15 protein-coding genes and 1 pseudogene are annotated in these 18,235 nt (G+C 72.2%); 6 read left to right on the top strand and 10 right to left on the bottom strand.

The window, feature by feature from the left end; genetic code table 11:
* The 4 genes and pseudogenes from HN013_RS27430 to HN013_RS27445 form a co-directional block, all read right to left on the bottom strand.
* Positions 1–1,583 (bottom strand): annotated as a pseudogene (locus tag HN013_RS27430) (hypothetical protein); the annotation flags it as partial.
* A 228-nt stretch (positions 1,584–1,811) separates the two neighbouring features.
* Positions 1,812–2,195, bottom strand: coding sequence for a DUF6113 family protein (locus HN013_RS27435; protein ID WP_171170860.1), 384 nt, complete (start codon positions 2,193–2,195; stop codon positions 1,812–1,814).
* A complete protein-coding gene (gene mshB, locus HN013_RS27440; protein ID WP_171170868.1) occupies positions 2,189–3,094 on the bottom strand; it encodes an N-acetyl-1-D-myo-inositol-2-amino-2-deoxy-alpha-D-glucopyranoside deacetylase in 906 nt (301 codons plus the stop codon). Before mshB ends, HN013_RS27435 begins: the two co-directional genes overlap by 7 nt.
* Before the next feature lie 65 nt (positions 3,095–3,159).
* Entirely contained in the window at positions 3,160–3,354 is a 195-nt protein-coding gene (locus HN013_RS27445; RefSeq protein WP_171170870.1) for a hypothetical protein, read from the bottom strand.
* Between the two features lie 224 nt (positions 3,355–3,578).
* On the opposite strand from HN013_RS27445, the gene HN013_RS27450 reads away from it, so the two are divergent.
* The 6 genes from HN013_RS27450 to HN013_RS27475 all read left to right on the top strand — a co-directional run bounded on the left by HN013_RS27450 (position 3,579) and on the right by HN013_RS27475 (position 12,228).
* Positions 3,579–5,699: a S9 family peptidase gene (locus HN013_RS27450; RefSeq protein ID WP_171170872.1), complete on the top strand. Its 2,121-nt coding sequence runs from the start codon at positions 3,579–3,581 to the stop codon at positions 5,697–5,699.
* Between the two features lie 360 nt (positions 5,700–6,059).
* On the top strand, positions 6,060–7,082 hold the full coding sequence (locus HN013_RS27455; protein ID WP_171170874.1) for an ABC transporter permease: 1,023 nt from the start codon (positions 6,060–6,062) through the stop codon (positions 7,080–7,082).
* Positions 7,083–7,198: 116 nt separating this feature from the next.
* Positions 7,199–8,995 (top strand): ABC transporter substrate-binding protein, encoded by a 1,797-nt coding sequence (locus HN013_RS27460; protein ID WP_171170876.1) that lies wholly within the window; start codon positions 7,199–7,201, stop codon positions 8,993–8,995.
* Between the two features lie 81 nt (positions 8,996–9,076).
* Positions 9,077–10,054: an ABC transporter permease gene (locus tag HN013_RS27465; protein ID WP_171170882.1), complete on the top strand. Its 978-nt coding sequence runs from the start codon at positions 9,077–9,079 to the stop codon at positions 10,052–10,054.
* A 114-nt stretch (positions 10,055–10,168) separates the two neighbouring features.
* Positions 10,169–11,224 carry an ABC transporter ATP-binding protein gene (locus tag HN013_RS27470; protein WP_171170884.1) on the top strand — a complete coding sequence of 352 codons (1,056 nt, stop codon included), beginning with the start codon at positions 10,169–10,171 and terminating at the stop codon, positions 11,222–11,224.
* On the top strand, positions 11,221–12,228 hold the full coding sequence (locus tag HN013_RS27475; RefSeq protein WP_171170886.1) for an ABC transporter ATP-binding protein: 1,008 nt from the start codon (positions 11,221–11,223) through the stop codon (positions 12,226–12,228). The genes HN013_RS27470 and HN013_RS27475 overlap by 4 nt, the downstream gene beginning before the upstream one ends.
* Before the next feature lie 26 nt (positions 12,229–12,254).
* Here the strand turns inward: HN013_RS27475 and HN013_RS27480 are convergent, their stop codons facing one another.
* From HN013_RS27480 to HN013_RS27505, 6 genes are all read right to left on the bottom strand, one after another.
* Positions 12,255–13,328: a hypothetical protein gene (locus HN013_RS27480; protein ID WP_171170888.1), complete on the bottom strand. Its 1,074-nt coding sequence runs from the start codon at positions 13,326–13,328 to the stop codon at positions 12,255–12,257.
* On the bottom strand, positions 13,325–13,882 hold the full coding sequence (locus HN013_RS27485; RefSeq protein WP_171170890.1) for an RNA polymerase sigma factor: 558 nt from the start codon (positions 13,880–13,882) through the stop codon (positions 13,325–13,327). The genes HN013_RS27480 and HN013_RS27485 overlap by 4 nt, the downstream gene beginning before the upstream one ends.
* A 356-nt stretch (positions 13,883–14,238) precedes the next feature.
* Entirely contained in the window at positions 14,239–15,285 is a 1,047-nt protein-coding gene (locus HN013_RS27490) for an ABC transporter ATP-binding protein (protein WP_171170892.1), read from the bottom strand.
* A complete protein-coding gene (locus tag HN013_RS27495; protein WP_171170894.1) occupies positions 15,275–16,261 on the bottom strand; it encodes an ABC transporter ATP-binding protein in 987 nt (328 codons plus the stop codon). Before HN013_RS27495 ends, HN013_RS27490 begins: the two co-directional genes overlap by 11 nt.
* Positions 16,262–16,271: 10 nt before the next feature.
* A complete protein-coding gene (locus HN013_RS27500) occupies positions 16,272–17,282 on the bottom strand; it encodes an ABC transporter permease (RefSeq protein ID WP_171170896.1) in 1,011 nt (336 codons plus the stop codon).
* Positions 17,275–18,198 carry an ABC transporter permease gene (locus HN013_RS27505; RefSeq protein WP_171170898.1) on the bottom strand — a complete coding sequence of 308 codons (924 nt, stop codon included), beginning with the start codon at positions 18,196–18,198 and terminating at the stop codon, positions 17,275–17,277. Before HN013_RS27505 ends, HN013_RS27500 begins: the two co-directional genes overlap by 8 nt.
* Between the last annotated feature and the right edge of the window lie 37 nt (positions 18,199–18,235).

Raw genomic sequence — 18,235 nt, forward strand, 5'->3', positions numbered from 1 at the left:
CGCGGGGCGCCGCTGTCCACGGGGGGCTTGGGCACGGCGACCCGGGGCGCGCCGCTGTCGAGCGGCGGCTTGGGCCCGCCCGGCGCGGGGACGGGCGGCATGCCGCTGACGAGCGTCTCCGCGGCGGGGTTCGGCCGCGCGGCGCCGGGCGGCGGCGGGACGGAGCCCTTGGCACCGGGCGGCGGCACCTTGGGACCGGACCGCTGCTGCTGGCCGCCGCCCTTGGGGCCCTTCTTCTTTTTGCCCTGCTTCTGGGCAGGAGCCGGTGCGGCGGGGGCCGGCGCGGCGGCGGCCGCGGGCGGCGGGACGACCGGGAAGCCGTCGTGCGGGGTGTCCGTCCGCCCGCCGACGGGGAACGGCAGCCGGGGCCCCTGGCCCTGCTGCCCCTGGCCCGGGGCCGGGAACTGCTGGGTGGTCTCCGGCGTGCCCGGCCCGTTCCCGGGCCCGGTCCACGGCGTGCCGTTGGGCGTGCCCGGGCCGCCGGGCGCCTGCGGCGTACCGGGGCGGGCCGGGACGCTGCCCGTCAGGGCATCGGCGGTCCACGGCGCGCCCCCGGCGGCCGGGGTGTTGTTGAAGGGGTCATCGGGCAGCGGCGTGGCGCCGGTGACGGACGGGCCGCCCGGTACGGGCATGGCGCCCGTGGTGTCAGGACCGCCCGGCCACGGCGCGCCACCCTGACCCAGCCCCTGACCCTGACCCGGTACCTGACCCTGACTCGGTCCCTGGCCGAAGCCCTGGGTTCCCGGCCCCCCGAACGGGTCGCCGGGTACGGGCATGGCACCGGTGGCAGAGGGGTCGCCCGGCCACGGCGCGCCGCCGCCCATCGGCCCCTGCTGCGCCTGCGGCGGCTGGTGGGACTGCGGCGCCTGAGGGGACTGCGGGTACGGAGCCGGTCCGCCGCCGAACGGGTCGCCCGGCAGCGGCATGGCGGCCGTCGTCGACGGGTCGCCCGGCAGCGGCGGGTGCGGTGCGGCACCGCCGCCGGCGAGGTCGCGCGGTATGCCGGGGGGCGTGCCCATGCCGGGGACGTTGCCCGGCACCGGAGCATTGCCCATGCCCTGAGCATTACCCATGCCCTGAGCGTTGCCCATGCCCTGAGCATTGCCCTGGACCGGCCCGGGCGTCGGCGCCGGAGTGCGGCGCGGCAGCCCGTTCGCCCCGGCCGCCGGCGAACCGCCGGGCGGCGTGGAGCCGCCGGCCGGCTTGCGGGGTGCGAACCAGTCGCTGGTCTTCTCGGCCGGGCGCTCCGGCTCCGGGGCCGCCGCGGGCGGTTCCGGCTGCCGGGCGGGCGCGGCGGCGGCCTGCGGCCGCTCGGCCCCGTCGCCCGGCGCCTCCGGAGCACCCTCGGTCTGCGCATCGTCGCCGACGGGGGTGCGCATGACCACCGGCGGGATGGGGCGCGAGCCCGGGATGTTGATGCGGATCCGCGTGGTCAGCGTGGTCTCGGTCTTCGGTGCGTCCGGCGTGCGCCCGGCGTTCGGCCGGCCGTCGCCCCCGGACCCGTAGGGCTGAGTCCCCGACGGGTACGCGGCGCCGCCACGGCCCTGGGGGCCGGAGGACGGACTGTCAGATTCTCGGCTCAAAGCAGGTTCTCCCGGTTATTCTCCGCCGCCCTCCGACCTCTCCGGGGTCGCCCATGCCCAAGGTCAGGGGGGCTCGGCGGCGCCACCACCATACTGGGCACCACGGGCGCGCATTTGACGACCGCCGGATACCCCGGCGGCCCGCAGGCGATACGCGCCGTCGCGGCTCGCACAGCGGCGGGCGACATCAAGGAAAAGTCAGGCGAATCGCCGGACAAAACAGTCGCCTCACGGGCCAAGTCGGTCGGCGGGCCCGTTCGGTTGCGGATTTCTCACCAGCGTGGCACAGATCACAACTACGACCATTCCGCCCAGCATGAAGACGTTCGAGCCGATACCGGCCTCGAACAGGAAGTCTCCTTCGGGACGGTTGAGCGCGAGCACGAGCACCGCGAGCAACCACCCCACGCCGCCGGACGCGGCCCCGGTCCGGCCGCCCGTCAGCACCCGTCCGCCGTGGCAGAGCGCCGCGAGGGCCACCAGGGCGAGCAGCAACCCGCCCGGGAACCACGCCGCTTGCACCAGCGAACCGGCGATCCCGACCAGGAAGCCGAGGACGACGAGGCCGAGGTGGGTGGCGACCTTGCCCGCCGTGAGAGTTCCGGTCAGCACGCCGCACCTCCGGCGACGCCCGCGAAGAGGTCGTCCTCCCGGGCGGCCGCCGCCGCGCCGCGGACGAGGCGGTAGTACTCGTCGGCGAAGAGCGGCTGGCTCAGTTCGTTGGAGAGGGCGAAGAAGTGACCGGCCACCACGATCTGGGTGGCGTGCGCCCGCATGGCCGCCGCCTTCGCCGGCAGGTGGGCGGCGGTGTCCGGAGCCGCCGTCACCTCCTCGTCGGGGACGACGCCCGGGACGTCGTCGAGCGACGCGACGCCGGGGAAGGGCAGCGTGCCGCCCGCCGCCGCGGTCTCGCGCAGCCGTGCGAAGGCCGCTTCCGCGACCGAGCGCGGAACGCAGTTCCAGTAGACCTTCGCCACCTCGTACGGGTCGCCGAGGTCCCGGCGGAACGCCGGTTCGCCGGCCAGCTCCACCGCGCGCGTCGCCACCCGGTGCGCCTGGATGTGGTCGGGGTGCCCGTAGCCGCCGTGCGGGTCGTAGGTGACCAGCACCTGCGGGCGCACCTCGCGAATCACCTCAACGAGGTACGCGGCGGCCTCGTCCACGTCGGCCCGCCAGAAGCTCTCCGGGCGGTCGTTCTGCGGGGCGCCCATCATCCCGGAGTCCCGGTAGCGCCCCCGGCCGCCGAGGAACCGGTGGTCGGTGACGCCGAGCTCCTTCATCGCGGCGGCCAGTTCGCCGGCGCGATGGGCGCCGAGGCCGTCCTCCCGGTCGGCCGTGAGGTGGGCGGGGCCCGGCGGGAGCACCTCGCCCTCCTCGCCGAGGGTGCAGGTCACCAGGGTGACGTGAGCACCCTCGGCGGCGTACTTGGCCATGGTCGCGCCGTTGTTGATCGATTCGTCGTCCGGGTGCGCGTGCACCAGGAGCAGCCGGCGGCCTGGAAGGTCGGTCATGGGGACAGCCTACGAGCCGGACGGCTCCACGGGGGAGCCGACCGCGGCACGTGGCGGGCGGCCCGTCAGAGCTTGATGCCGCCGATCATCGCGGTGACGCTCTTCGTCAGCTGGTGAAGGGTGGGGGCGACGGTCGAGCTCGCGAGGTAGAAACCCAGCAGCACACAGATGGCGGCGTGACCCGCCTTCAGCCCCGACTTCCGGACCAGCAGGAAGACGACGATCGCCAGCAGCACCACCGCCGAAATCGAGAGTGCCACAGCGGTTCACCTCCAGATACGCGGTCGAGCGGACGGCAGGACGAACGGCGCGCGCGTCCTCGGGACGGCACGCGGCGAGGCGCGGGGAGTTCCCCACTATGCGTGAGGGATCATAACTTTCCGCGCTGCTCTCGTGACTCGGTGCACAGGAGCAAAGCCGGGGCGCACGGTGACTTCTCGCCGCCCGGCACCGCCCTGCACCGGCCGGCCCTAGGCTCGGCCGTATGACCGGACAGCTCTCGTTCCCCCGCCAGTACGCCCGTACGCAGCGCTACACCCTCGGGGTACCGCGCGCGTTCACCGTGGCGCCGGACGGCTCGCGCGTCGTCTTCCTGCGCACCCGTTCGGGCACCGATCGTTCCCATGTGCTGTGGGTGCTCGACCTCGACGACGGGCGGGAGTACCCGGCGGGGGATCCCGCCGTCCTGCTGGGGGGCGCCGAGGAGGAGTTGTCGCCCGAGGAGCGCGCGCGGCGCGAGCGGGCGCGCGAGGGCTCGGCGGGCATCGTGGACTACGCGGTGGACAGCGCCGCCGAGTTGGCCGCCTTCGCCCTGTCGGGGCGGCTCTTCGTCGCCGAGCTCCAGGGCGGCAGCACCGTCGAACTCCCCGTCCCCGGACCGGTCGCGGACCCGCGGCCGGCGCCCGACGGCCGCCACGTCGCGTACGCGGCGGGCGGCGCGCTGCGCGTGGTGGAGGCCGACGGCAGCGGTGACCGGGTTCTGGCCGCGCCGGAGGCGGAGGGCGTCACCTGGGGGCTGGCCGAGTTCATCGCGGCGGAGGAGATGGACCGGACGCGCGGCTACTGGTGGTCCCCGGACAGCGATTCCCTGCTGGCCGCCCGCGTGGACGAGGCGCCCGTACGCCGCTGGTGGATCGCCGATCCGGCCCGCCCGGCCGATGCCCCGGCCGAGATCGCCTACCCGGCCGCCGGCACGCCGAACGCCCGGGTGTCCCTGGCCCTGTTCGGCCTGGACGGCGGGCGCACGGACATCGAGTGGGACCGGGAGCGCTACCCGTACCTGGCCCGCGTGCACTGGTCCGCGGGCGGCCCGCCGCTGCTGCTGGTGCAGGCTCGCGACCAGCGCACACAGGTCGTCCTGGAGGTGAACACCACCACCGGCGCCACCCGCGCGCTCCTCACCGAGGAGGACCCGGCGAATTGGCTCGATCTTTTCCCCGGCGTCCCCGCGTGGACCCCGGACGGGCGGCTGGTCCGCATCGCGGACACCGACGGCGCCCGCGCCCTCGTCGTCGGTGAACGCGCGCTGACGGGACCGGAGTTGTTCGTCCACGCCGTACTCGACATCACCGAGGGATCCGTGCTGGTCAGCGCCTCCGCCGGAGCCGCGGCGGACGACCCGGAGCCCGGCTCCGCGCACGTCTGGCGGATCGGCGAGGGGGGCGCGGAACGGCTCTCCGACCGGCCCGGGCGGCACTCCGCCGTGCGCTCCGGCGCGGTCACGGTCCTGGCCTCCGTGACACCGGACCGCCCCGGGGTCGAGACCGTCGTGTTGCGGGACGACAAGCCCGTGGCCACCGTGGCGTCGCTCGCCGAGACCCCCGTGCTCTCCGCGCGCCCCCGGTTCACCCGGGCGGGGGATCGTGGGATCCCGTGCGCCGTGCTGTTGCCGACCGGTTACCGGGACGGCGACGGTCCGCTGCCCGTCCTGATGGACCCCTACGGGGGACCCCACGCCGCGCGCGTGGTGGCCTCCCACAACGCCCACCTCACCTCGCAGTGGTTCGCGGACCAGGGCTTCGCCGTGGTCGTCGCCGACGGGCGCGGCACCCCGCACTCCTCCCCCGCCTGGGAGAAGGCCATCCGCGACGACTTCGCCGGCGTCACCCTCGACGACCAGGTCGCCGCCCTCCACGCCCTCGCCGGCAGCCACCCCCTCGACCTCGGCCGCGTCGCCATCCGCGGCTGGTCCTACGGCGGCTACCTCGCCGCCCTCGCCGTACTGCGCCGCCCCGACGTCTTCCACGCCGGCATCGCCGGCGCCCCCGTCACCGACTGGCGCCTCTACGACACCCACTACACCGAGCGCTACCTCGGCCTGCCGGACGAGCGGCCCGACGTGTACGACCGCAACTCCCTCGTGACCGAGCGGGGGTTGTCGGCCGCGGCCGAGCAGCATCGGCCGCTCATGGTCATCCACGGGCTGGCCGACGACAATGTGGTGGCGGCGCATACGTTGCGGTTGTCGTCGGCGTTGCTGGCGGAGGGGCGGGCGCATGAGGTGCTGCCGTTGTCGGGGGTGACGCATATGACTCCGCAGGAGCAGGTGGCGGAGAACCTGCTGTTGCTCCAGGTGGACTTCCTGCGGCGGTCGTTGGGCGGGTGAGCGGCCCCGTCCCTTCCCCCGGAGGGGGCATCCCCAACGGGCTGAAGTGTGCGCCCGGGCGCACACTTCAGCCCGTCCGGCGTTTGAGGACGCGCGCCGCAGGCGCGCTCAGGGGGCGTGGGGGAACTCCCCGCAGAAACGGTGAAAGGGAGGGACCGGGGCACCCCCACCGCCCACCAACTGTCAAGCACACCACCACCTCGATCCGCACAACCTTCGCTCAAGAAGCGCCAGAACCGCGCACCTTCCCCCGCAGCCCTCTTGACTCCGCGCCAACGCCATTGCGACAGTCCCGTCCAACCCCGGTGTGAGCCCGATCACCCGGCGGGTCCACCACAACATGGCGGGGGCCGCAAAGCGATGACGAGTCCTTCCCCGACCACTCCCCCCAGTCCCTCCCCGATCACCGAGCCGGCGGCCCCGGCCGCCGCGCCCGCGGAACTGGCCGGCCGGTCCCCGGGCCAACTGATGTGGCTGCGCTTCAAACGAGACCGCGTGGGCACCGTCTCGGCCTGCATCGTGATCTTCTTCTTCGTCGTGGCCGTGGCCGCGCCACTGATCTCGATGCTCTACGGGAAGGACCCGACCACCACCTACGGGCTGGACGAGAAGGGCCTGCTGAACGAGTACGGCTACCCGATCGCCCCCAACGGCGGGATCTCCGGCCGCTTCTGGTTCGGGATCGAGCCGACGCTGGGCCGGGACGTGCTGACGCAGTTGGTGTACGGCATCCGCACGTCGCTGCTGATCGCGGCGGCGGCAACGGTGCTGTGCGTGGTGACGGGCGTCCTCGTCGGGGTGGCCGCCGGGTACGCGGGCGGACGGACGGACTACTTCCTGGGCCGGTTCATCGACCTGCTGCTGGCGTTTCCGCAGCAGTTGTCGTTCGTGGCCTTCACGCCGGTCGTCTACTCGCTGTTCGTCAGCCCGGAGAAGGAGACCCCGACGTACCTCCGGGTGGTGACCCTGATCGTGGTGCTGTGGGCACTGGGCTGGATGGGGCTGGCGCGACTGCTGCGCGGGCAGGTACTGAGCCTGCGGGAGCGGGAGTTCGTGGAGGCGGCCAAGGTGACCGGTGCGTCGCCCTGGCGCATCATCACCAGGGAGCTGCTGCCCAACCTGTGGACACCGATCCTCGTCCAGTCCACCCTGATGCTGCCCGCCCTGGTCACGGCCGAGGCGGGGCTCTCCTTCATCGGCGTCGGCATCCTGGAACCCACGCCCGACTGGGGGCGGATGTTCGCCAACGGCGCCCAGTACTACGAGAGCGACATCACCTACATCTTCTTCCCCGGGCTGGCCATGATCATCTTTGTGGTGGCCTTCAACCTCCTCGGGGACTCCGTCCGGGACGCGTTCGACCCACGGACCAGGCGGCGCTGAGCGAGCGCCGTCCCGCTCGTCCCCGGCAGCACACAGCAGCCAACGCACCACACCACAAGCGCACGGCAAGCACACAGCACGTCCCCGTCACCACACGGAACAGGCAGGTGCAACCCATGACGAGACTCCACCGCAGGGCCCGGTACGCCGTGACCCTGGCAGCCGGGGCCCTGGTGGTCTCCGCGTGCAGCAGCGGCGGCGGAGGGGGTGACGGGGACGGCGGCTCGAAGAGCGAGGGCCCCGGGGAGGACAAGACCGTCTCCGCCAACTACTCCATCGGCACCGCGGCCGACGCGGCAGGGCCCGCCCCCGAGGCCCCGGGGGCGAAGAAGGGCGGCACCGTCACCGTCCTCCAGCGGGACGCCTTCAACCACCTCGACCCGGGCCAGATCTACTTCGCCGACGTCCTGGCCAACCAGATGCTCTACAACCGCTCCCTCACCTCGTACAAGATCGACGACAAGGGGCGGGTGAAGCTCGTCGGCGATCTCGCGACCGACTCGGGCACCCCGTCCGACGGCGGGAAGACCTGGAAGTTCACCCTCAAGGACGGGCTGAAGTTCGAGGACGGCTCCCCGATCACGTCCAAGGACGTCCGCTGGGGCATCGAGCGGCTCTACGCCCCCTTCGAGACCGACGGCCCGCTCTACATCCCCCAGTGGCTCTCGGGCGACGGCAACGACTTCCGCAAGGCGCTCCCGGACGGCCCGTACAAGGGGCAGCACCTGCCGTCCTCCGTCCTGGACACCCCGGACGACAAGACCATCGTCTTCCACTTCCGGCAGCCGCACGCGGACACCCCGTACGCGACGGCCATGCCCAACATCGGCGCGGTGAAGGCGGACAAGGACACCCAGCGCAAGTACGACATCGCCCCCTTCTCCTCCGGCCCCTACAAGGTCGACAACTTCAAGGTCGGCAAGTCCCTCACCCTCGTGCGCAACGAGCACTGGGACCCGAAGACCGACCCCATCCGCCACCAGTACGCCGACCGGTTCGAGATCAGCTTCGGCCACCAGTACGCGGACTCCACCCGGCGCCTCCTGGCCGGACAGGGCGTGGACCGGACCGCCATGTCGTTCAGCAACGCGGTGGCCCCCGAGATGACCGCCAAGGTCCTGAACCAGGCGGACACCAAGGCCCGCCGCCTGGTGGAGGTCCAGCCCTACGTCGACTACATGACGTTCAACACCTCCCGCATCAAGGACGTCAAGGTCCGCAAGGCGCTCGCGTACGCCATGCCCAACGGGCAGATCCTCCAGCAGAACGGCGGCGCGACCGCCGGCATCGTGGCCACCAACTACCTCTCCCCCGCAATGGACGGCTACCGGCCCACCGACCCGTACGGCAAGAAGGACAAGCCCGCGGGCGACCCGGAGAAGGCCAGGGCCCTGCTGAAGGAGGCCGGCAAGGAAGGGGTGGAAATCGTCTACGCCTACGCCAACACGGACGTCCAGCAGAAGGTCTCCGTCGTCGTCACCCAGGCCCTGGAACGGGCGGGCTTCAAGGTGCAGAAGAAGGAGGTCGACGCCAACACCTGGCGGACCGCGATCTCCGAGGTCGGCAACAAGTTCGACGTCTACCGCACCTCCTGGGGCGCCGACTGGCCCGTCTCCTCGACCGTCGTCCCGCCGCTGTTCGACGGCCGGCAGATCGCCGACGGCTCGCAGAACTACGGCCACCTCGACAACCCCGAGGTCAACGCGGAGGTCGACCGCATCACGAAGATCACTGACGTGAAGAAGGCGGGCGAGGAGTGGCAGAAGCTGGCCGACCGGATCCTCACCGATGACGTACCGGGCGTCCCCACCTTCTACAACCGGCAGTTCTCGCTCTGGGGTTCGGGGCTCGGCGGGGTCAAGTACCACCCGGTGTACGGAACCCTCGACCCCACCGCCGTCTTCGTCAAGTGACACACCGGTCCGCACGGCCCACCCCTCCGTGCGGCCGGGTACCGTCCCGGCCGGACACCGACCCGTGAAGAGCCCGCAGCCATGCTGAGATTCCTCGCCCGCCGGTTCCTCGGCGCGATCGTCATCGTCCTGCTGATCAGCGCGATCACCTTCTTCCTGTTCTTCGCGCTGCCCTCCGAGCCCGCCCTGATGTCGTGCGGGAAGAACTGCACGCCCGACGCGCTGGCCGTCATCAACAAGAACCTGGGTCTCGACGAGCCGGTGCCCGTCCAGTACTGGCACTACATGACCGGCATCTTCACCGGCCGTGACTTCTCGGTGGGCCACTGCCCGGCGCCCTGCCTCGGCTACTCCTTCTCCAACCAGCAGCCGGTCTGGGACACCATCGTGGACCGCTTCCCGACCACCCTGTCCATCACCCTGGGCGGGGCGGTCGTCTTCCTCGTCGTGGGCGTCGGCATCGGTATGATCGCCGCCGCCTTCCGGGGCACCTGGATCGACAAGTTCTTCAGCTCGCTGTCTCTGATCGGCAACTCGCTCCAGATCTACTTCGTCGGCGTCATCGCCCTCGCCGTGTTCGTCAGCGGGCTGCACTGGCTCGACAACCCGACGTACCACCCGATCACCGAGGATCCCGTCAAGTGGTTCACCGGGCTGATCATCCCGTGGCTGGTGCTGTCCATCATCTTCATCGCGAGCTACAGCCGGATGACCCGCTCCCAGATGATCGAGCAGCTCGCCGAGGACCATGTGCGCACCGCGCGCGCCAAGGGCCTCGGCCGCCGCGCGGTCTTCTTCCGCTACGCCTGGCGGGGGGCGATGACGCCGATCGTCACCCTCTTCGGCATCGACCTGGGGTCGCTGTTCGGCGGCGCCATCATCACCGAGTTCACCTTCAGCCTGCACGGGCTCGGGCGGCTCGCCGTCTCCTCGGTGAGCGAGACCGACCTGCCCACGCTGATGGCCGTGATGCTCGTCGGCTGTACGGCGATCGTCGTCGCCAACATCGTCGTCGACGCGGCGTACGCGGTGATCGACCCGCGTGTGCGGCTCAGTTAGCACGCCCGGCAGACCGCGCCCAGCACGCCCGGCGGACCGCCCAGCACGCCCCGTGGACCGCCCCGCACGCCCCGTGGACCGCCGCCGGAACGGCCCCCAGCCAGGAGCTCCCCGATGAACGAAACCCCGTCCCCGCCCTTTCTGACCCTCCGCGACCTCCACGTCCGCTTCAGCACCGAGGACGGCGTCGTCAAGGCCGTCGACGGCCTGTCCTTCGGCCTGGAGCGCGGCCGCACGCTCGGCATCGTCGGCGAGTCCGGCTCCGGGAAGTCCGTCACCGCCCTCACCGTGCTCGGCCTGCACGAACCGCGTACCACCGAGGTCACCGGGGAGGTCCTGCTGGACGGGCGGGAGCTGACGGGCGCCCCCGAGTCCACGCTGGAGAAGCTGCGCGGCGCCCGGATGGCGATGGTCTTCCAGGACTCGCTCACCGCCCTGTCCCCGTACTACACGGTCGGCCGGCAGATCGCCGAGCCGTTCCGCAAGCACACCGGCGCCTCCCGGAGCGCGGCCCGGCTGCGCGCGATCGAGATGCTGGACAAGGTCGGCATCCCCAACGCCTCGCTGCGCGTGGACGACTACCCCCACCAGTTCTCCGGGGGCATGCGCCAGCGCGCGATGATCGCCATGGCGCTGGTCTGCGACCCCGAGCTGCTGATCGCCGACGAGCCCACCACCGCCCTGGACGTCACCGTCCAGGCACAGATCCTCGATCTGCTCAAGGACCTCCAGCAGCAGACCGGTTCGGCCATCATCCTCATCACCCACGACCTCGGCGTCGTGGCCCGCACGGCCGACGACCTGCTGGTGATGTACGCGGGACGGGCCGTCGAGCGCGGCCCGGTGCGCGAGGTGCTGCACGCGCCCCAACACCCGTACACCTGGGGCCTCCTGGGCTCCATGCCCCGCCTCACCTCCGACGTCGACACCCCCCTGACCCCGATCCCGGGCGCCCCGCCCAGCCTGCTCTCCCCACCGCCGGGCTGCCCCTTCCACCCGCGCTGCGCCTGGACCGTGGAGGTGCCGGGCGACCGCTGCGCGACCGAGCGCCCGGAGCTGCCCGCCGGGCGGGGCGCGGCCTGCCACCTGGACGCCGGGCAGCGGCGAACCCTGTTCACCGAAGGGGCCCGGCTCCGGACGCTCCGCGAGGCCCCGAGGAGCGAGGCATGACGGACATCCTGGTCGCCGAGGGACTGACCAAGCACTTCCCCGTCCTGGGCGGCTTCCCCGTCCGGCGGCGGGTGGGCGCGGTGCGGGCCGTCGACGGCATCGACCTCGCGGTACGGGCCGGGGAGTCCTTCGGGCTCGTCGGCGAGTCCGGCTGCGGCAAGTCCACCACCGGCCGGCTGCTGACCCGCCTCCTGGAACCGACCGCCGGCCGGATCACCTATCAGGGCGAGGACATCACCCACGCCAACCGCAGACAGCTCGCCCCCGTCCGCTCCCAGATCCAGATGATCTTCCAGGACCCGTACTCCTCCCTCAACCCCCGCCAGACCGTGGGCCGGATCATCGCAGGACCCATGGAGGTCAACGGCATCCGCCCGCCCGGCGGCCGGGAGGCCCGCGTCCGCGAACTCCTCGCCACCGTGGGCCTCAGCCCGGAGCACTACAACCGCTTCCCCCACGAGTTCAGCGGCGGCCAGCGCCAGCGCATCGGCATCGCGCGCGCCCTCGCCCTCGACCCCAAGGTCATCGTCGCCGACGAGCCCGTCTCGGCCCTGGACGTCTCCATCCAGGCCCAGGTCGTCAACCTGCTGCGCAAGCTCCAGGACGAACTGGGCATCGCCTTCCTCTTCATCGCCCACGACCTCGCCGTCGTCCGCCACGTCTCGCAGCGGGTCGCCGTGATGTACCTCGGCAGAATCGTCGAGGTGGGCCCCCGCGACGCCATCTACCACCACCCCCGCCACCCCTACACCCACGCCCTCCTCTCCGCCGTCCCCGAAGTCCCCGAACCCGGCACCGAGCACGAGCCCCTCCGCGAACGCATCCGCCTCACCGGCGACGTCCCCTCCCCCGTCTCCCCACCCTCCGGCTGCCGCTTCCGCACCCGCTGCTGGAAGGCGGCGGAGAGGTGCGCCACGGAGGAGCCGCCGCTGGCGCGGGCGGAGGGGAGCGGGGAGGGGCATCTGACGGCGTGCCACTTTCCGGAGGCGGTGGCGGTGGCCTAGGCAGCGGGCCGCCGCGCGCCGCTGCGTCAGCCCGCCCGGGGCGCCCCCTCCGGAACCACCGGAACCAACTGCTCCGTGCGCGGCCGCGCGGGTGGCGCATCCCACACCGGCCGCGACACCAGGTACGTCGTACGGTTGATCACGTCCCCGTCCTTGAGCCCTGCCAGGAACGGGTCATCGGGGTTCGGCCTCCCCACGAGGAACTCCGCCCTCTCCAGCACCTGGTACGTGCGCGGAGCGATGATCAGGCGGGATCGACGGTTGTCGTTGCCCGTGAAGTCGAGGGCCGTGCCGGTCCGCCCCCTGCTGTCCTTCACCGTGCCGGCCGGTCGGACATGGGTGATGCCGGGCAACAGGCCGTACAGCGCGGCCCGGACCCGCGGTGGGGCGGGCGACTCGGAGAGCAACCCCCCGATGCCGTCGAAGAGTTCCTCCGGCAGCGGGACGCCGATATCGGGCTTCTCGCCGGCGAGGCTCTGCAGGAGCGCCTTGGGGTTGCCGGTGGGCAGATTCCAGAGTTCGTCCCAGTCGATGTCCCAGCTCTGCACCCCGAACCCCGTGCTCGCGCCCTTTCTCATCTTCGTCCCGTACACAGGTCCGTCGCCTTCGCGCTCCCGGCTCTCGTTCCGTGCCGTCCAGGAGGTCCGCTTCGCGTAGGTCTTCAGGGAGCCGCCCTTCTCCCGCCCCATGCTGACGGTCTGCACTTCCCAGAACGGGGCCCGTTCCTCCACCGGCTTGGCCAGCGCCGGCCTCACCCGCCCCCTGCCCGACTCGGGTGAGGCCCACACGGCCGCTCCCACGGCGACGGCCATCACGGCGGCGGCGGAGACGATGACCGGCACGCGGCGCCGCCAGCGCGGCCGGAGCGGCGCGGCCCCGCAGGCCTCCGGCACGCGCGTGCCGCTCACGGCCGCGACGCCTTCCGCCCCGCGGCCCTCCTCGGCGAGGGCGGCCCCCCGTACGGCGGCGAGCACCGCCGCGACGACGTCCGCGGAGGGCGGCGCGACCTTGCCGGCGGCGCGCAGCCGGCCGGCGCCGGGGAAGTCGAGGACGTCCCGGCCGGTGCCGTCGTTCGGGTCGTTCCGGTCGTTCCCGGTCATGCAAGGTCTCCTGTCAGGGGCTTCGGGTCGGACGGGGCGAGGGCCGTGCGCAGCCGGGTGCGCGCGCGGTGCAGCCGGGAGCGGGCCGTTCCTGCGGGAACGCCCATCACCGCGGCGGCTTCGGTGGGACTGAGCTGCTCCCAGGCGACGAGAAGCATCAGCTCACGTTCCACGGCGGGCAGTTCCGCCATAGTGTCGCGGATGAGCGGCGCGACCGCCGCCGCGTCCAGCCGCCGGTCGACGGCATGCCATGGATCACTGCTCACCTCATCGCCGTGCGGGACCCGGGACTGCCGCTCCTGCCCGCGCCAGTGCGCGGCCAGTACATTTCTGGCCACCCCGAACAGCCACGCCCGCACGGTACCCCGCTCCGGGTCGTACGTCCCCCGCGCCGTGAACGCCTGGAGCCACGCCTCCGACAGCAGGTCGTCCGCCGCCCCCGGCGCCCGGCGGGCGAAGTACCCGTGCAGCGCCCCCGAATGACGCTCGACCAGCGGTTCGAAGGCCCCCGCCTCCCGCGTCGAGCGGACAAGCAACGCGTCGTCCGTTTCCACCGACACCCCTCCTCGGCCGCCGGAGCAGCGGCTCTCGGACGTTACTTGCCAGTCGGCAGGGGGAGCGTTCGCAGGCGATCCGGTAACTGCGGGTCCAGAACGCCTCGGTGACACCATCGGTAACAGCGGTAATACTTCCGACAGTTGCGCACGGCTGCGTACTCTCCACGTCAACGCATCCGGCGTGAATTCGCCGAGGAACGGACCAGGGATCACAAGAGGCGCGCCATAACGACGGCCGCTCGCACAGGCGCCATTCCCGGTCCGTCGGTGTAACGGGTCCTGGGTAACCCCCACCCCTTCAGTGCGGATCCGCTCGGCTTTCCGACCTCGTGCGCGCGAGTAGGACCACGCCCTCAGCCCCCCTCCACCGCCGGCACCACCCGCCGCTCCCCCGCGTAATGACAGGCCGACACGTGCGCCGCCGGACCGCCGCTCTCCCGGAACCACTCGGGGACCTCCAACGGCGGCACCACCTCCGCACACGTGCGCTGGGCCTTCCAGCAGCGGGTGCGGAAGTGGCAACCGGAGGGCGGGTTGGCGGGTGACGGGACGTCGCCCATGAGGAGGATGCGTTCGCGGCGGCTGCGGACGGAGGGGTCGGGGACGGGGACGGCCGAGAGGAGGGCCTGGGTGTAGGGGTGCGTGGGGTGTTCATAGATCTGGGCGTCGGTGCCCGCCTCCACCACACGGCCCAGGTACATCACGGCCACCCGGTCGGAGATATGGCGGACCACGGACAGGTCGTGGGCGATGAAGACGTACGACAGCTCGAACTCGGCCTGGAGCCGTTCCAGCAGGTTGACGACCTGGGCCTGGACGGAGACGTCGAGCGCCGAGACCGGTTCGTCGGCGACGATCACCTCGGGGCGCAGGGCGAGGCCCCGGGCGATGCCGATGCGCTGCCGCTGGCCGCCGGAGAACTGGTGGGGGTAACGGTTGATGTGCTCCGGGCTGAGGCCGACGACGTCGAGGAGTTCGCGGACGCGCTTGCGGCGGTCGCCCTTGGGGGCCACCTCGGGGTGGATGTCGAAGGGCTCGCCGATGATGTCGCCCACGGTCATCCGGGGGTTGAGCGAGGTGTACGGGTCCTGGAAGACCATCTGGATGTTGCGCCGTACGGCCTTCAGCGCCCGCCCCGACAGCTTGGTGATGTCTTCGCCCTTGTAGTGGATCCGCCCGGCGGTGGGCCGTTCGAGGTTGACGAGCAGCCGGGCCAGCGTCGACTTGCCGCAGCCCGACTCGCCGACGACGCCCAGGGTTTCGCCGCACCGCAGGTCGAAGGAGACGCCGTCGACGGCCCGGACGGCGCCGACGTGCTTGCGGAGGAGGACGCCGCGGGTCAGCGGGTAGTGCTTGACCAGGTCGCGCACCTCCAGGATCGCCCCGCCGTCAGCTCGCATCGAGGGTCTCCTTCCAGAAGTGGCAGGCGCTGGTCCGGCCGGGGGCCACCGGGAAGAGCGGCGGCCGGTCGGTGCGGCAGATGTCCCGGGCCCTGGGGCAGCGGGGGTTGAAGGGACAGCCGGGCGGGACGTCCAGCAGGCTGGGCGGCAGGCCCTTGATCGCGTGGAGCTCCCGGCCCTTGCGGTCCAGGCGCGGGATGGAGTCCAGCAGGCCGCGGGTGTACGGGTGGGCGGGGGCGGCGTAGAGGTCACGGACGGGAGCGTTCTCGACGACCCGTCCGGCGTACATCACCGCGATCCGGTCGGCGACGTCGGCGACGACGCCCAGGTCGTGCGTGATGAGGATCAGGCCCATCGTGAACTCCCGCTGGAGCTCGGCCAGCAGGTCCATCACCTGCGCCTGGACCGTCACGTCGAGGGCGGTCGTCGGCTCGTCCGCGATGATCAGGTCCGGCTCCAGGGCCAGCGCCATCGCGATCATGATGCGCTGCCGCATACCGCCGGAGAACTGGTGCGGATAGTCCCCGACCCGGTCCTTCGCCGCCGGGATGCGCACCCGGTCCATCAGGGTGACCGCCCTGGCCCGCGCGTCCTTGCGGGTCATCCCCTGGTGGACCTCGTACATCTCGGCCAGCTGGGCCCCGACGCTGAGCACCGGGTTGAGGGCCGACAGCGCGTCCTGGAAGATCATCGCCATCCGGTCTCCGCGCAGCCGGCGGCGGTGCTCCGCGCCCATGGTGAGCAGGTCCTGGCCGCGGAAGAGCACCTCGCCGCCGGTGACGTGCCCGGGCGGCGAGTCCAGGATGCCCATGACGGCCTGCGCGGTGACCGACTTGCCCGACCCGGACTCGCCGAGCACGGCCAGCGTCTCCCCGGCGTCGACGGTGCAGCTCACGCCGTTGACGGCCTTGGCCACGCCGTCCCGGGTGCGGAACTCGACGTGCAGATCGCGGACTTCGAGCAGGGCGTCGCTCACGGCCGTCTCCTCACCGCAGTTTGGGGTCGAGGGCGTCGCGCACCGCGTCGCCGAGCATGATGAACGCGAGCACGGTCACGCTGAGGAAGCCCGCGGGCCAGAGCAGCATGTGGGGGGCGTTGCGGATCTGGTTCGAGGCGTTGGAGATGTCGATCCCCCAGGAGACGGTGGGCGGTTTGAGGCCGACGCCGATGAACGAGAGCGTGGCCTCCAGGGCGATGTAGGTGCCGAGGGCGATGGTCGCCACGACGATGACGGGCGCCACCGCGTTGGGCGCGATGTGCCGCAGCAGCAGCCGCCGGTTGCCTGCGCCGAGGGCGCGGGCGGCCTGGACGTAGTCGTGCTGCCGGGCGGAGACGACGGCGCCGCGGGCGATGCGGGAGATCTGCGGCCAGCCCAGCAGGACGATGAAGCCGACCACCGGCCAGACGGACCCCCCGGTGACCACGGAGAGGAAGACGAGGCCGCCGAGGATGATGGGGATGCCGAAGAAGACGTCGGCGAGCCGGGAGAGCAGCGCGTCCCACCAGCCCCCGTAGAACCCGGCGAGCCCGCCGAGCACGCTCCCCAGCAGCGCGGCGCCGGCGGTGGCGCAGAGACCCACCGTGATGGAGGCCCGTGCCCCGTACACGGTCCGGGTGAAGACGTCGCAGCCCTGGGCGTCGAAACCGAACGGGTGGCCGGGCTGGGAGCCCTCCTGGGACTTGGCGAGGTCGCACTGGAGCGGGTTGCCGCTCGCGACCAGGCCCGGCCAGACGGCGATCAGCAGCAGGAAGGCGATGACCAGGGCGGAGAGCAGGAAGACGGGGTTGCGGCGCAGGTCGTGCCAGGCGTCGGACCACAGGCTGCGCGCCTTGGTGCCGCCGGGGGCGGGGGCGGCGGTGGGGACGGGAGCGGCGGTGGGGGCGGGGCCGCGTTCCAGGGTCTCGGCCTCGCGGGAGGCCAGCCGCGCGGCACCGCCGTCGCCGGGGCTGACGGCGTCCGGTTCCTCGGGGGGCGGGTACGCGGGGGGCTCAGACATGGCGGATCCTCGGGTCGAGCACGGCGTAGAGGAGGTCGACGATCAGGTTGGCGAGGAGGAAGACGATGACGAGAACGGTCACGAAGCCGACCACGGTCGGCGAGTTCTGCCGCAGGATGCCCTGGTAGAGCTGGTAGCCGACGCCGTGGATGTTGAAGATCCGCTCGGTGACGATGGCGCCGCCCATCAGCGCGCCGATGTCCGCGCCGATGAAGGTGACCACGGGGATCAGCGAGTTGCGCAGCAGGTGCCGGACGACGATCCGGTGGCGCGGCAGCCCCTTGGCGACGGCGGTCCGGATGTAGTCGGCGCGGGCGTTCTCGGCGAGCGAGGTGCGCGTCAGCCGGGTGACGTACGCGAGCGAGACCAGGCCCAGGACGGCGCCGGGGAGCAGCAGTTCGGCGAAGGTCGCCTCGGGCGACACGGACGGGGAGACGGCCCCCCACTTGACGCCGAAGAGGTACTGGAGGACGTATCCGCTGACGAAGGTCGGGACGGAGACCACGATCAGCGTGACCATCAGCACGCTGGTGTCGGCCGCCCGCCCGCGCCGCAGCCCGCCGACGACACCGAGGGCGATGCCGATGACGACCTCGAAGAGGATGGCGACGATCGTCAGCCGCAGGGTCACCGGGAAGGCGTCCCCCATCAGTTCCAGCACGGGCTGCCCGGTGAAGGCGGTCCCGAAGTCACCGGTGAGCACCTGCCCCATGTAGTGCAGGTACTGCTTCCACAGCGGCTGGTCGAGGTAGAGCTCCTGGCGGATGCGCGCGGCCACCGCCGGGTCGGGCGCCTTGTCCCCGAAGAGCGCGGCGACGGGGTCGCCGAGCGCGTAGACCATGAAGAAGATGAGGAACGTGCTGCCGATGAACACCGGGATCATCTGGAGCAGCCGGCGGATCACATACCGTCCCATGGGACCCCTCCTCGGTTCGTCGGTCTGTCGGTCTGTC

The organism is Streptomyces sp. I05A-00742, assembly GCF_013055795.1.
Classification (GTDB): Bacteria; Actinomycetota; Actinomycetes; order Streptomycetales; family Streptomycetaceae; genus Streptomyces.